Annotated in this window: 11 protein-coding genes; 9 read left to right on the forward strand and 2 right to left on the reverse strand. The window is 69.0% G+C overall.

The window, feature by feature from the left end:
* Nucleotides 1-9 precede the first annotated feature (9 nt).
* Entirely contained in the window at nt 10-684 is a 675-nt protein-coding gene (locus PFX98_RS07815; RefSeq protein ID WP_285234624.1) for a substrate-binding periplasmic protein, read from the reverse strand.
* A gap of 14 nt (nt 685-698) precedes the next feature.
* On the opposite strand from PFX98_RS07815, the gene PFX98_RS07820 reads away from it, so the two are divergent.
* From PFX98_RS07820 to sigJ, 7 genes are all read left to right on the forward strand, one after another.
* Nucleotides 699-3,365, forward strand: coding sequence for a YCF48-related protein (locus PFX98_RS07820; protein ID WP_285234625.1), 2,667 nt, complete (start codon nt 699-701; stop codon nt 3,363-3,365).
* A gap of 122 nt (nt 3,366-3,487) precedes the next feature.
* On the forward strand, nt 3,488-5,692 hold the full coding sequence (locus PFX98_RS07825) for a YCF48-related protein (RefSeq protein WP_285234626.1): 2,205 nt from the start codon (nt 3,488-3,490) through the stop codon (nt 5,690-5,692).
* A 63-nt stretch (nt 5,693-5,755) separates the two neighbouring features.
* Nucleotides 5,756-6,802 (forward strand): tRNA preQ1(34) S-adenosylmethionine ribosyltransferase-isomerase QueA, encoded by a 1,047-nt coding sequence (gene queA / locus PFX98_RS07830; protein ID WP_285234627.1) that lies wholly within the window; start codon nt 5,756-5,758, stop codon nt 6,800-6,802.
* Nucleotides 6,803-6,877: 75 nt separating this feature from the next.
* Nucleotides 6,878-7,267, forward strand: coding sequence for a hypothetical protein (locus PFX98_RS07835; protein WP_285234628.1), 390 nt, complete (start codon nt 6,878-6,880; stop codon nt 7,265-7,267).
* Complete coding sequence (locus PFX98_RS07840; protein ID WP_285234629.1) at nt 7,260-7,793, forward strand: hypothetical protein; 534 nt, start codon at nt 7,260-7,262, stop codon at nt 7,791-7,793. The genes PFX98_RS07835 and PFX98_RS07840 overlap by 8 nt, the downstream gene beginning before the upstream one ends.
* A gap of 87 nt (nt 7,794-7,880) precedes the next feature.
* Nucleotides 7,881-8,363 carry a carboxymuconolactone decarboxylase family protein gene (locus tag PFX98_RS07845; RefSeq protein WP_285234630.1) on the forward strand — a complete coding sequence of 161 codons (483 nt, stop codon included), beginning with the start codon at nt 7,881-7,883 and terminating at the stop codon, nt 8,361-8,363.
* A gap of 115 nt (nt 8,364-8,478) precedes the next feature.
* The gene (gene sigJ / locus PFX98_RS07850) at nt 8,479-9,423 is read left to right on the forward strand and encodes an RNA polymerase sigma factor SigJ (RefSeq protein ID WP_285234631.1); all 945 of its coding nucleotides are present in this window, start codon (nt 8,479-8,481) and stop codon (nt 9,421-9,423) included.
* Here the strand turns inward: sigJ and PFX98_RS07855 are convergent.
* Complete coding sequence (locus tag PFX98_RS07855; RefSeq protein ID WP_285234632.1) at nt 9,374-9,967, reverse strand: IMPACT family protein; 594 nt, start codon at nt 9,965-9,967, stop codon at nt 9,374-9,376. The two genes, sigJ and PFX98_RS07855, sit on opposite strands and share 50 nt — an antisense overlap.
* Nucleotides 9,968-10,003: 36 nt before the next feature.
* Between PFX98_RS07855 and tgt the strand changes: the two genes are divergently transcribed.
* Nucleotides 10,004-11,131: a tRNA guanosine(34) transglycosylase Tgt gene (gene tgt / locus PFX98_RS07860; RefSeq protein ID WP_285234633.1), complete on the forward strand. Its 1,128-nt coding sequence runs from the start codon at nt 10,004-10,006 to the stop codon at nt 11,129-11,131.
* A gap of 53 nt (nt 11,132-11,184) precedes the next feature.
* Nucleotides 11,185-11,697, forward strand: coding sequence for a hypothetical protein (locus PFX98_RS07865; RefSeq protein ID WP_285234634.1), 513 nt, complete (start codon nt 11,185-11,187; stop codon nt 11,695-11,697).
* The last annotated feature ends 14 nt before the right edge of the window (nt 11,698-11,711 follow it).

The following is an 11,711-nucleotide window of genomic DNA, read 5'->3' on the forward strand; positions in this document are numbered from 1 at the left end:
CAGGCGGCTTCAGCTGAAATAGCGCAGCTTCAAGAGCTCGTAGCGCCCATCGCGCTTGGTGGCGTCCAGCGCGGCCTGCAGACGCCGCACCAAGGCCGGGTCGGTGTCGGGCGGCAGGCCGTACCAGTAGGACTTGCTGTTGTCGTAGTCCAGCACCGCCTGCAGGGTCGCGTAGGGCAGCTTGAGCTGGCGCAGGTTCCAGGCCGCGGCCCAGTCCAGCAGCATCACGTACTCCATGCGCCCGGCCAGCAGCTTGCGCACATTGGTGGCGTCGTCCAGCCCGAATTCGAGTTCCTCGCCGGGCTTGAAGCCCTCGGCCAGCAGCTGCCGCGCGGTGGCCGATTCACGCACCACGCCGATCTTGGCGCCCTGCAGCTGGCGCAGCTCGGACAGGCTCAGCTCGCTGCGGCTGGCCAGCTTGTAGACCACGATGCGGCGCGGGCTGATGGGCCCCACCCACTTGAACAGCGCCTCGCGCTCGGGCGTGCGGGTGAGCGAGAACAGGATGCTGTTGGGTGTGGCCTCGGCCGATTGCATGGCGCGCACCCAGGGCAGCACCTGAATCTCCAGCTTCAGATTGGCCTGCAGTGCCACCATGCGCAGCAGCTCGACGCTGAAGCCCTGCGGCCCGGTTTCGTCCTGGTAGTTCAGCGGCGGCAGGTTCTCGGTGAAGCCGGTGAGCATGGGCTCGGCGGCCCTTGCGCCACGCAGGCCGCCTGCCAGGCAGGCGAGCGCCAAGCCGTGCAATTGGCGGCGGTTCACCTGGGTGGCTCGGCAGCGATCACAAGGCGAGTCTAGCCAACTGTGGTCGCGCTCCAAGGGCACCCGTGCGCCATGCGTCCATTGCCACCGGGCTTCGTGCAGAATGCCCCAAAAATAAGTCACAACCCAGGGAGGGTTACATGCAGCGAAAGACGCAGAAGAAATGGCGCGCGGCCGCGGCCGCGCTTGTCGTCGGACTACTGAGTGCTTGCGGAGGAGGTGGCGATGGCGCCAGCATCGCGCCGCCGGCGCCCTTGCCGGAGGTGCTCAGCATCTCGGCACCGGCAGCGAGTGATCTGGCCGCGGCGGTGCAGTTCGGCAGCAGTGCTGGCAGCGCCGCCGGCTTGCGCTATGAATGGAATTTCGGCGATGGCAGCGGCAGCACCGAGGCCAGCCCCAAGCATGCCTACGCCAAGGCCGGCGATTACGAGGTGCAGCTGAAGCTGAGCAACGAGGCCGGGCAAAGCCGCAGCAGCAGCTTCAAGCTGAGCCTCAGCAACAAGGCTCATCTGGCCGGCCGCATCTGCTCGGGCGCTGAGGCTTCCGGCTGGTGCTGGCAGGCGCCGCTGCCGACGGGCGCGGCGCTGACGCAGGCGAACTTTGTCTCCGCCCAGCTCGGTTGGGTACTGACCGACGAGCGGCAGCTCAGCAAGACCGCGGACGGTGGCCGCAACTGGCAGTTGCTGCGCCTGCCCGATGCCGGCAAGCTGCACAGCTTTGCCCTGGTCGATGCCAACAAGTCCTGGGTGCTGGGGGCGGACGGTGGTGTCTGGCGCAGTGACGATGGCGGCGCCGGCTTCCGCCGCGTTGGCCGGCTCTCTGCGCCATTGGGAAGCAGTCCGCTGCGCAACCACGGCGGCGATTTGCTGTCGGTGACAAGCGTGAGCGCCGACCTGGCGACGACAAGCCTGTGGGTGAGCGCCGATGGCGGCGCCAGCTGGTTCGCGTCGGCGCAGCGCTACGACTCGCAAGCCAAGGATGGCAGCCTGTACCGAACCGAGTGGACGGGCGACGGCAAGAGCTTGCAGGTCGTGCGATCGCTGGATCTGGGCCTGCATGAGTCCGTGGCGGGGGAGTTGCCCGCCGCTTGTCAGGGCAGCGCCACGGGTTGGCGCTTGATACAGGCGGCTTCGCGCAGCGAATTGCTGAGCGTGAGCTGGCAGATTTCTGCCTCCAACGAAGGCGGCTGGCAGCATTTCGTGGATCAGGTGGTGTTGTGCACCAGCACCGATAGCGGCCAGACCTGGAAGCGGGTTGCGTCCACCGGCATTCCCCAGCTGCTGTATTCGCGGTTCAGTCTGAGGGGCGACGTGGCGTTCTGGCCGGCTGGCGCTGGCCAGTATTGGGCGAGCCACAGCAACGTGGGCGGTGGCGGCGCGACCTTGTACCGGAGCGTCGATGGCGGCGAGACCTGGACGGCCGTGACAGCCCCGGAGTCAGGCGCCTCGATCCGCCATGTGGTGAATGCAAGCACGCTGCTCGTCACGAATGACGCAAGGAACTCCTGGGTCAGCGCCGATGCGGGCGCCAGCTGGCAGGCCTTGCAAGTGGGCCTGGGCGGATTGCCCGAATCCCTGAGCTCATTGGCCGGCCAGGGCGTGCTGCTCAGCGGGCGCCCTTTGCGTTCGTACGATGGCAAGGGGGCTTGGCAGCTGTTGGTCCCGCATTTCGGCTCAGCAGATCTGGCCCTTGGCTTTGGTGGCGGGGCACTGGCGGGCGCTATCGGCTCGGCCGCGATGCCGACGCCGGGCCGCCTGTTCGCCTACAGCGGCAGTCAGCTGCTGCGCAGCAGCGACTACGGCCGCAGCTGGCAGGCGCCGCCGATGTTTGCGATGGGTGATATCGGCAGCCTGCAATTCGTCTCGGCCAACACGGGTTGGGTGGTGGCCGACTTTGGCCTGCTGTTCCGTACCCGCGACGGCGGCGCCAACTGGTCGCAGGTGTGGGCCGTGCCGAGCGGCGGATCTGAATTTGGCGGTGCGCTGCAGGCCCTGCGTTTCAGCAGCGAAACCGAGGGGATCATGGCGGTGAGCAACTGGCAGGGCAGCATCGTCTACCGCAGCAGCGACGGTGGTCAGAGTTGGGCCATGCGCGCCACACTGCCGGTTGACGTGAGGCAGCTGCTGACGCTGGAGAACGGTGAGGTGCTGGCGGCGGGCGGCAATGGGCTGCGCACCGGCGGCCTCTTCCTCGTCAAGGCGGACTCGGCAGACTTCAGCACCGTCTACAGCGCCGACTCCGATTCGGTGTCCGGGCCTGGGCTTTACGTGCGGCGCCTGCATCGCCAGGCGGGCGGCAAGATCTGGGCGGTGGGCAGCAAGGGGCTGGTGCTCAGCAGCGCCGATGCAGGCAGGACCTGGCTGCGGCAGGACGTGGGTGCGGCCGGCGCACTGAACGATGTTCAGTTTGCCGACGCGCTGCACGGCTGGATCGTTGGCGATGCTGGCCTGCTGCTGGCCACCGATGACGGCGGCAAAAGCTGGAAGCAGCAGGCGCAGTCGACGCAGCAAAGTCTGCTGGCGCTGCTTATCCAGGACGCCAAGACGGTCTGGGCCTTTGGCGAGAATGGCATCGTGCTGGCCACCGGGACCGGCGGTTTCTGACAGGAGCGAGCGGCGTGGGGCATAGCTTGAGTCGAACTACTCTGCCGTGGCCAAGGGCCTGGACTGCTGTTGCCGTGCTGGCCCTGGCGGCCTGTGGTGGCGAATCTGGCGGCCCTACGCCCTTGCCCGCCACGCTGCAGATCCAGGCGGCCGCGACGGCCGATGTGGCCGCGCCGGCCCAATTTGGCAGCACGGCGGCCGAACTGGCCGGCTTGAGCTTTGCCTGGAGTTTCGGCGATGGCGGCGTCAGCCAGGCGCCCAAGCCCAGTTACCGATTCGCCCGTGCCGGCGACTATGTGGTGCGCCTGCGCGTCAGCAATGAGTACGGCGAGAGCCGCGAGGCCAGCTGGCCGGTATCGGTCCAGCATCAGGCGCCGGTGCTGGGGCTCGATTGCAGCGGCCCGGGCTCGAGCGCCTGGTGTTGGCAAGCGGGCGGCAATGCCGCGCAGGCGATGCAGTTCGTCGACGCCCAGACGGCCTGGCGCGTGGGCGACGCGGGCGATATTTTCAAGAGCGTGGACGGTGGGCTGAGCTGGACACGGCAGCCGAGCGGCGTGGATGCCGACCTCTATGCCCTGCAGTTTCTCGACACGCAGCAGGGCTTTGTACTGGGCCAGCCGGGCACCCTGTTGTGGACGGCCGACGGTGGCAGCAGCTGGCAGCGCCGTGCCGCGCCCCTGCCGCAGGAGAACCCGCAGCTGGTGCTGCGCGCGCTGGATGCGCAGCGTCTGCTGCTGCTGGATCGCTACAGCTTCTGGGTCAGCGAGAACGCCGGTCTTGACTGGCAACGCGTCGAGCGCCGCCCCGACGCCGTGGGGCCGGCAGGCACGGTCTGGACCGAGGAGCATGGCCGGGTCTATCGCGCGCGCTCGCTGGGCCGCCAGCCCGAACTGGTGCTGACGCTGGCGCACGAGGACTATATGTTCCAGTACGCGGCTCAGCTGCTGGTGCTGGACGAGCAGCAGATCCTCGTCAACGCGGTGGGCGAGCGTTACGACATTAACCAGGGCTGGATGCGCAAGAACATGCTCTGGCGCAGCCGCGACGGCGGCCAGAGCTGGCAGAAGATCGTGCCCAGCGGCATCGTCTCGCCGGCTTGGCTGTGGGAATGGCTCAAGTTCGAGCGCTTCAGCGCCAGCGACGATGTGATGATCGCGAGCCACAACGGCACGCCTTACATCAGCCGCGATGGCGGCGCTCGCTGGGCTGCCATGCGCGATGAGATCTCCTGCTGCAGGTACGGCGAGGATCTGCTGGCCCTGCAGGGTCAGGGTTTGCTGTTCAGACGTTTTGGTGAGGTCTGGCTGAGCCCGGACTGGGGCGTGAGCTGGCAGGCGGCCCAGCATCCGCCCGGGCGCAAGGTGGCCTGGCTGGAGCTGCAGTCGCTGGGCCCGCAGCGCTATCTGCTGCGCGACAACGACGGCCAGTTCTTCCTCAGCAGCGACGGTGCGCAAAGCTGGCAACGCCTGGCCGGCAGCGCGAGCGACCGCAGCGAAGCCGCGCCGGCGCTTTCCTTTGCGGACGCCCAGCATGGCCTGCGCCTGAGCGCAGGTGGCGAGCTCTGGGCCACTGGTGATGGCGGCAGGACCTGGCAGCTCAGGCGCAGTGACCTGACGGCCGGCACGGTGCAGCTGCAGATGCTGTCCACCGCCGCGGTCTGGATGATTGCCGGCGATGGCAAGCTGCAGCGCAGCGCCGACGGTGGCGCCAGCTGGGCCCAGATGCTGAGCGCGAGCAGCGACTGGGTACGTGTCGAGTTTGCCGATTCCCAACTGGGCTGGGCCATGGCGGCGCCGCTGCGGCCGCGCTTTGTGGCGACGCAGGACGGCGGGGCCAACTGGTCCGCGCTGGCCGTGCCCGCGGGCACGCAGGCGCTGCGTCAGCTGGATGCCCTGCATTGGTGGGCGCTGGGCGAGGGCGGCCTGCTGGCCGAAAGCCTGGACGCAGGCAAGACCTGGACCCGGCGCAGCAGCGGCACCGCCGAGTGCCTGCACCAGTTGGTGGCCAGCGATGCCCAGACACTCTGGGCCGTGGGCGATGCCGGCGTGGTGCTCAAGTCCGACGATGGTGGGCGCCAATGGCGCAAGCTGAGCCTGTCGACGGACCTGCCCGCGCTGCGCGACATCTTCTTCCTCGATGCGCAGCAGGGCTGGATTGTGGGCGCGCGAGGCACGGTGCTGGCAACGCGCGACGGCGGCAAGAGCTGGGTCGCGCAGCGCAGCGGCACACGCCAGCTGCTGGGTTCGATACGCTTTGCCGACGCACGCCTGGGCTGGATCACCGGCACGATGGGAACCGTGCTGGCCACGGGCACCGGCGGCAAGTAGCGGCGACGGGCATGGGACAATCGCTGCCCCTGCTTGGCACGGGTCCGTCCGGCCCTCAACACCATGTCCCGTCCCCCCTTCAACGTGAGCGACTTCGACTTCGCGCTCCCGCCCGAACTGATTGCCCAGCATCCCGCCCCCGAGCGCAGCGCCTCGCGTCTGCTCGACGGGCGTGCGGATCACCCGGTGGACCGGGTGTTCCGTGAACTGCCCGGCCTGCTGAACCCCGGCGACCTGCTGGTGTTCAACAACACCAAGGTCATCAAGGCGCGGCTCTATGGCGCCAAGCAGACCGGTGGCTCGGTCGAGGCGCTGATCGAGCGCGTGCTGCCCGGCACCCTCGAAGTCTGGGCCCATCTGCGCGCCAGCAAGAGCCCCAAGCCCGGCAGTGTCGTGCGCTTCAACGAGGCCTTCGATGCCAAGGTGCTGGGCCGCTGTGGGCCGGACGGCGGCATGTTCCACCTGCGCTTCCCCAGCGACCCCTTTGCCCTGCTGGAGCAGCATGGCCATGTGCCGCTGCCGCCCTATATCGAGCATGCCGACGAGGCCGACGATGTGCGGCGCTACCAGACCGTGTTCGCGCGCGAGCCCGGCGCGGTGGCGGCGCCCACCGCGGCCCTGCATTTCGACGAGGGCGTGCTGGCCGCTTTGGCCGAGCGCGGCATAGGCACGGCCCATGTGACCCTGCATGTGGGCGCCGGCACCTTCCAGCCGGTGCGCGTGGAGCGCCTGAGCGATCACAAGATGCACAGCGAGTGGTTCGAGGTGCCGGCCGAGACGGTGGCGGCGATCGCCGCCACGCGGGCGCGCGGCGGCAAGGTGGTGGCGGTGGGCACGACCACGCTGCGCGCGCTCGAGTCCGCCGCCCAGGACGGCACGCTGCAGGCCGGCGCGCGCGAGACCGCCATCTTCATCACCCCGGGCTTCGAGTTCCGCGTGGTCGATCGCCTGGTCACCAACTTCCACCTGCCCAAGAGCACGCTGATGATGCTGGTGAGCGCCTTTGCCGGCTACGAGCCCGTGATGGCGCTGTACCGCCACGCGATCGCGCAGGGCTACCGCTTCTTCAGCTACGGGGATGCGATGCTGCTGGAGCGCACGGCGCCCTGAGGCCGCGCGCGGCCGGCATGTCACAAGCCGGCCGGCCATCTCGTCTTGTGGGGGTGAACAGCCCTGGAGACGACGATGGTGAAGAGGTTCTTGCGGCCGCTGCTGGCCCTGGCGCTGGCGGCCAATGGTGCCAGCATGTTGCTGGCGCCGGCCGACTGGTACGCGGCCATGCCCGGCGTGTTCTACACCGGCCCGCTGAACCTGCACTTTGTGCGGGACATCGGTTGCGCCTATCTGGTGGCCGCGGCCGGCCTGCTCTGGCGTGCGCTGCGGCCGCAGCCCGGTGCCGCGGCCGCACTGTGCGGCGCCGGCTTTCTGCTGCTGCATGCCGGCGTGCATGCCTGGGAACTGGCGAGCGGCCGCTGCGGCTGGGGCCAGTTCCTGCGCGATGTGCCGGGCGTGCAGCTGAGCGCGCTGGCGGCGCTGTGGCTGGCCCTGCCCGAGCGGGAGCTGCGCCATGTTTGAAGGGCTGCTGCGTCCCATCGTGCATTGGCGCCTGGCGCGCTTCGAACGCCGCTACCGCTATGACATGAGCTATGCGCGCGAGCTGTTCGAGCTCAGCCCGCGGGCCTTTCTCCAGTTCAGCAAGCTGTTCGGCCTGGCGGCCTTTGCGCAAGACCTGCCCCCGGCCCTGCTCTATGCGGCCAAGTTCGCCGCCACCCGGCACGAGGACTGCGGCCCCTGCAGCCAGCTGATGCTGGACATGGCGCTGCAGGCCGGCGTGCCGCGGCCGGCCCTGCAGGCCCTGCTGGCCGAAGACGAGGCCGCGATGCCGGCCGAGATGCGCCTGGGCTGGCGCTACGCCCGCGCCGCGCTCGCCCACGCGCCGGCATTGGCCGAGCTGCGCGAGGAGCTGCTGCGCCTGCATGGCCCCCGTGCGCTGGCCAGCCTGGCGCTGGCGGTGGTGGTGGCGCGCAGCTTCCCGGCCCTCAAGCACGCGCTCGGGCGCGGGCAGAGCTGCACCCGGCTGGAGCTGGGCGCAGCGCCCTGATGTCACAAACGCCCAAGCCGCCTCGTCTTATGTGCACAGCCCCCATTCATTCATCACTCATTCAACAAGCAACCCAAGGATCTCGCCATGAGCAGCCCACGCCTCAACCACACGCAGCAATCCCCCACCCTGTTCAAGAAGTTCCTGGACTTCAGCCTTGCCATCCAGGACAGCAGCCTCGACCCGGTGCTGTCCCATCTGATCGACATCCGCGCCTCGCAGCTGAACGGTTGCGCCTTCTGCCTCGACATGCATGTCAAGGAGGCCAAGCTGCACGGCGAGCGCGAGCTGCGCCTGCACCATCTGGCGATCTGGCGCGAGTCGGCCCTGTTCAGCGCCCGCGAGCGCGCCGCCCTGGCCTGGACCGAGGCGCTCACCCGCTTGGCACCCGAGGGCGTGCCCGACGAGCTCTATGCGCTGGCGCGCGCGCAGTTCTCCGAGCCCGAGCTGGCCGACCTCACCTACCGGGTGATGGCCATCAATGGCTGGAACCGCGCCAGCATCGCCTTCCGCACCGCGCCGGGCGCCTACGATGCGGCCTACGGCCTGGACAAGGCTGGATTGTCCTGAGCACAGGGAGCCACGGAATGAACGTTACCGCCCTCCACCAAGCCGCCTGCAGGGCCCAGGGCCCATGGCCTGGGTGTGCCCACGCGCGCATCCTGATCGGGCTGGAGCAGGCTTGATGGACGAGGGCCTGGACCTGAGCCCGGCGGCACGCGCACTGCGCTTTGACCGCGCGCATGCGCGCAGCCTGCGCGCGCTGGCCTACCGCATGCTGGGCTCGCGCGCCGAGGCCGAGGACATCGTGCAGGAGGCCTGGCTGCGCTGGGCCGAGGTCGATGAGGGTCAGGTCTTGCATGCGGGCGCCTTTCTCTCGCGCCTGGCCACCAATCTCTGCCTGGACAAGCTGCAGTCCGCCAGCAGGCGGCGCGAGCTCTATGTGGGCACCTGGCTGCCCGAGCCGCTGGTGGACGAGGCCGAGGCCTGGTCGCCCGGGCCCGAGGCGCGCAGCGAATGGGCCCAGGATGTCTCGATGGCCTTTATGCTGGCACTGGAGCGGCTCACGCCGCTGGAGCGGGCCGCCTTCCTGCTGCACGATGTGTTCGAGCTGGATTTCGACGAGCTGGCCACGCGCCTGCAGCGCAGCCCCGCCGCCTGCCGCCAGCTGGCCAGCCGCGCGCGCGCCCATGTGAAGGCCGACTATGCGCGCGTGGAGGTGCAGGAGGAGGAGCGGCAGCGCCTGCTGGCCGCCTTTGCCGGGGCCCTCATGCGTGGCGACGTGGAGGCGCTGGCCCAGGTGCTGGCCGACGACGCGGTGCTGCTCACCGATGGCGGCGGCATCGTGAACGCGGTGCCGCGGCCGCTGCACGGCGGCGCGCGCATCGCCAAGGCCCTGGTGGGCTTTGGCAAGCATCTGGACCTCAGCCAGCTCCGCGTGCGCCCGGCGCAGATCAATGGCCTTGCGGGTTATCTGGTGTTCCAGGCCGATGGCACGCCGGTGCAGGCGGTGGCGCTGGCGCCGGCGGCCCAGCCCGGGCGCCTGGGCGCGGTCTACATCATGCGCAATCCCGAGAAACTTAGGGCTCTGTCCGCAACCAGCCCACCCGACCCTGACCGCTCTCGTTGAGCCGGGCCACGAAGCCGGCCGCGGCCGGCTCGGCCAGGGCCAGGTGGAACTCCACCTGGGCGCCATGCTGGACCTCCAGCAGCTGCGCCTGGGCCAGCTCGATCTCGCGGCGCAGCAGCCCCTCCAGCGCATAGGGCACGGTGCAGCGCAGCTGGGCGAGGCGCAGCAGCGGCACCTTCTCGGCCTTCAAGAGGGCCTGGGCCACCGCATCGGTATAGGCGCGCACCAGGCCGCCGGCGCCCAGCTTGCTGCCGCCCCAGTAGCGCACCACGGTGGCCAGCACGCCCTCCAGATCCTGGTGGCGCAGCACCTCCAGCATGGGGCGGCCGGCGGTGCCGCCGGGTTCGCCGTCGTCGTTGGCGGCCGACTGCCCGCCTGCCATCAGGGCCCAGCAGACGTGAACAGCACTGACGTGCTGTTCACGAAGTTCATTCACTCTGCGCAAGGCTTCAACGCGACCCGCACAGGGCTCCACACAGCCGATGAAGCGGCTTTTCTTGATCACGACTTCGCTGTGGACGGGGGCGGCAAGGCTGAAGGGCATGGTGGCGCGATTGTCCCCTGCGACAATCGCCCCATCATGCTGAAGTTCGAACTCCTCAAGACCGAGGGCCGCGCACGCCGTGGCACGCTCACCCTCAACCATGGCGTCGTGCAGACGCCCATCTTCATGCCCGTGGGTACCTACGGCACGGTGAAGGGGGTGATGCCGCGCTCGCTGGAGGAGATGGGTGCGCAGATCATCCTGGGCAATACCTTCCACCTCTGGATGCGGCCGGGCCTGGACATCATGAAGCAGTTCGGCGGCCTGCATCAGTTCGAGAGCTGGAACAAGCCCATCCTCACCGACAGCGGCGGCTTCCAGGTCTGGTCGCTCGGCGAGATGCGCAAGATCTCGGAAGAGGGCGTCAAGTTCGCCTCGCCGGTGAATGGCGACAAGCTCTTCCTCACGCCCGAGATCAGCATGCAGATCCAGACGGTGCTGAACTCCGACATCGTGATGCAGTTCGACGAGTGCACGCCCTACGAGACCAAGGGCCACATCACCACCGAGCTGGAAGCGCGCAAGTCGATGGAGATGAGCTTGCGCTGGGCCAAGCGCTGCCAGGACGAGTTCGCGCGCCTGCAGAACCCCAACGCCCTGTTCGGCATCGTGCAGGGCGGTATGTTCGAAAAGCTGCGCGATGAATCGCTGGCCGGCCTGGCCGCGCTGGACCTGCCGGGCTACGCCATCGGCGGCCTCAGCGTGGGCGAGCCCAAGGACGATATGCAGCGCGTGCTGGCCCATATCGGCCACCAGCTCCCCAGCCACAAGCCGCGCTACCTGATGGGCGTGGGCACGCCGGAGGACCTGGTGGAGGGCGTGGCCCAGGGCATCGACATGTTCGATTGCGTGATGCCCACGCGCAATGCGCGCAACGGCCACCTGTTCACCCGCTTCGGCGATCTGCGCCTGCGCAATGCGCGCTACAAGACCGATGCGCGCCCGGTGGACGAGACCTGCGGCTGCTATACCTGCAAGACCTTCAGCCGCGCCTATCTGCACCACCTGGACCGCTGCGGCGAGATGCTGGGCCCCATGCTCACCAGCATCCACAACCTGCACTACTACCTCAACCTGATGCAAGAGGTGCGCGAGGCGCTGGACGCGGGGACCTTCGAGGCCTTCCGCCTGCAGTTTGCGGCGGACCGCGCGCGCGGGCTCTAGGCGTGCCGGCCGTGCCCTTTGGCAGGGCATCCACTTAGGGCCATGATGGCCTCATGCTGAAGAAGCTCATGGCTCCCCTGCGCTGGCTGGCGCGGCTGCTGCTGGCGCTGATCATCCTGTTCGAGGAATGGGGTTGGACGCCCTTGCAGCGCGCCATGGCCTGGCTGGGCCGCCTGCCGCTGCTGCGCCAACTGGAGGCCGGCATCCGGCGCCTGCCGCCCTATGCGGCGCTGGCCCTGCTGCTGGCGCCGGCCCTGCTGCTCTTGCCCGTCAAGCTGCTGGCGCTGTGGCTGATCGCCCAGGGCCGCGCCCTGCTGGGCCTGGCCGTGATCCTGATCGCCAAGCTGGTGGGCACGGCCGTGCTGGCGCGGCTCTTCATGCTGAGCCAGCCGGCGCTGATGCGGCTGGGCTGGTTTGCGCGCCTGTATGCGCGCTGGACGGCCTGGAAGGAAGGCCTGCTGGCCTGGGTGCGCAGCAGCCTGCTGTGGCGCCAGGCGCGCGCGCTGCGCTGCTTGCTGCGGCGGCGCCTGCGCGCGTGGCGGCAGCTGTTCTCGCAACAAGCCTGAGCTGGGCCTGAGCT

It is taken from the genome of Paucibacter sediminis (genome assembly GCF_030254645.1).
Taxonomy (GTDB): Bacteria; Pseudomonadota; Gammaproteobacteria; order Burkholderiales; family Burkholderiaceae_C; genus Paucibacter_B; species Paucibacter_B sediminis.

What these genes read in the sequence shown, in the direction of transcription:
- PFX98_RS07815 (WP_285234624.1), bottom strand. Translation starts at nt 684, where the DNA reads ATGCTCACCGGCTTCACCGAGAACCTGCCGCCGCTGAACTACCAGGAC.
- queA (WP_285234627.1), top strand. Translation starts at nt 5,756, where the DNA reads ATGTCCCGTCCCCCCTTCAACGTGAGCGACTTCGACTTCGCGCTCCCG.
- PFX98_RS07835 (WP_285234628.1), top strand. Translation starts at nt 6,878, where the DNA reads ATGGTGAAGAGGTTCTTGCGGCCGCTGCTGGCCCTGGCGCTGGCGGCC.
- PFX98_RS07840 (WP_285234629.1), top strand. Translation starts at nt 7,260, where the DNA reads ATGTTTGAAGGGCTGCTGCGTCCCATCGTGCATTGGCGCCTGGCGCGC.
- PFX98_RS07845 (WP_285234630.1), top strand. Translation starts at nt 7,881, where the DNA reads ATGAGCAGCCCACGCCTCAACCACACGCAGCAATCCCCCACCCTGTTC.
- sigJ (WP_285234631.1), top strand. Translation starts at nt 8,479, where the DNA reads ATGGACGAGGGCCTGGACCTGAGCCCGGCGGCACGCGCACTGCGCTTT.
- PFX98_RS07855 (WP_285234632.1), bottom strand. Translation starts at nt 9,967, where the DNA reads ATGCCCTTCAGCCTTGCCGCCCCCGTCCACAGCGAAGTCGTGATCAAG.
- tgt (WP_285234633.1), top strand. Translation starts at nt 10,004, where the DNA reads ATGCTGAAGTTCGAACTCCTCAAGACCGAGGGCCGCGCACGCCGTGGC.
- PFX98_RS07865 (WP_285234634.1), top strand. Translation starts at nt 11,185, where the DNA reads ATGCTGAAGAAGCTCATGGCTCCCCTGCGCTGGCTGGCGCGGCTGCTG.